Origin of the sequence: Bacillus mycoides (assembly GCF_001757995.1) — a bacterium.
Taxonomy (GTDB): domain Bacteria; phylum Bacillota; class Bacilli; order Bacillales; family Bacillaceae_G; genus Bacillus_A; species Bacillus_A mycoides_B.
Genome location: NZ_LXLV01000134.1, coordinates 1 through 1,445 on the forward strand (window position 1 = coordinate 1; position 1,445 = coordinate 1,445).

At 34.9% G+C, this 1,445-nt stretch carries 1 protein-coding gene; it reads right to left on the bottom strand.

Annotated features, from left to right (window positions below; genetic code table 11):
* The coding region (locus BWGOE10_RS29265; RefSeq protein ID WP_145925689.1) for a polysaccharide deacetylase family protein at nt 1-1,445 on the bottom strand (1,445 nt) is incomplete at both ends.

A 1,445-nucleotide genomic window follows, 5' to 3' on the forward strand; every position in this document is an offset into this window, starting at 1 on the left:
TCTTCATTATATGCTGCTATCACAACACTAACAAAAGGTTGGTAAGACGAATTAGCAAATAAACGAGATTTTGTTTTCTTTTTTTGCTTGAATGAAAAATAAATTAAAAATAGGAATCGGAAAATACCTAATCCAATAGCAATATAAAAAATAGTTGTTAATATATGCTTAGAATATCCGGCTCCTAAAAAAACAGCTTTATTGTAAAGTAAATATTGCTTATCCTCAGAAGAAACGAGAGGCATAACTTCATCTCGTTCTTTACCCATTAAATCTGAAATTGTTACAAAACTATATCCATGCTTTTTAAGGTCTTTAATAATAATTGGCAGCGCCTCTACCGTATGGGTACGATTCCCTCCTGCATCATGGAGAAGAATAACATTTCCCTCCCCCTTATAAATGGGATTAACAGCACGCTTTACTAATTCATTTGTTGATGGCGTCGCCCAGTCCTCAGGATCAACTTTTTCTGCCACCATTGTATAGTTCATATTTTGTGCACGCAAAATAGGCAATATTTCATTTGATGAATCCGGGTCGGCATCTGCTTCATATGGTGGCCTAAATAAAACCGTAGAATGTCCAGTTATTTCCTGAATCAGGCGCTGAGTTGTATTCAGCTCTACTTTTGTTCGTAGTAAAGACGTATCAGCTACGTTAGGATGCTTGAAGGTATGATTGCCAATTTCATGCCCTTCATCGTACATTCTTTTAACAAGACTAGGATTTAGTTGGGCGTTTTCACCAAGTATAAAAAAGGCTGCTTTTATTTTATGCTCTTTTAATATATCTAGAATTTCCGGTGTGTATTTAGGATCTGGTCCATCATCAAATGTTAGTACTACTTGTTTCCCTTTTGGTTTTCCATAGCGCTGTACTTGATATGCAGATGGTAGTGATTGATACACTTCATCTGTAAGATAACCTTCTTTGCCTACTTTAAAATCTCTCAATCCATTTTGTCTTTCAATCTCAATCTGTAAAATTTCGCCTTGTCCAGAATAATTTACTTCATCTAAACTAGCGATTTTATGTAATGCATCAGGATTTTTTTGTACTTCAATAGGATCTTTTAAAGCTTTCCATACAGTAGGATCTTCTGCTCCTAGTCTCCATAACGCAAATCCTTTTGCATTGTTGTTCATTGCGATTTTTACTTGATTATAAAGAGTAACACCATCTAAGAACCAAGCAGTATGTTCTTTCGCTCCTGTTTTATATCTAAAATAAGGATTTCCACTAATCTTATCCCAATGAATTTTTATATTTGAATCATGAGCCATTGTCATAACTTCTGAGAAAGTTAAAGACTTCGCAGGTTTTTTACTTTTCACTTCCCAATCATATCCATAGTTACCGAAAGCGACTATAAGTTTCTCAGACGGAATATCTAGTTCATTGAGCGTATGTTCAAACCATTTATTTGAAGCAATTGGTCCTGG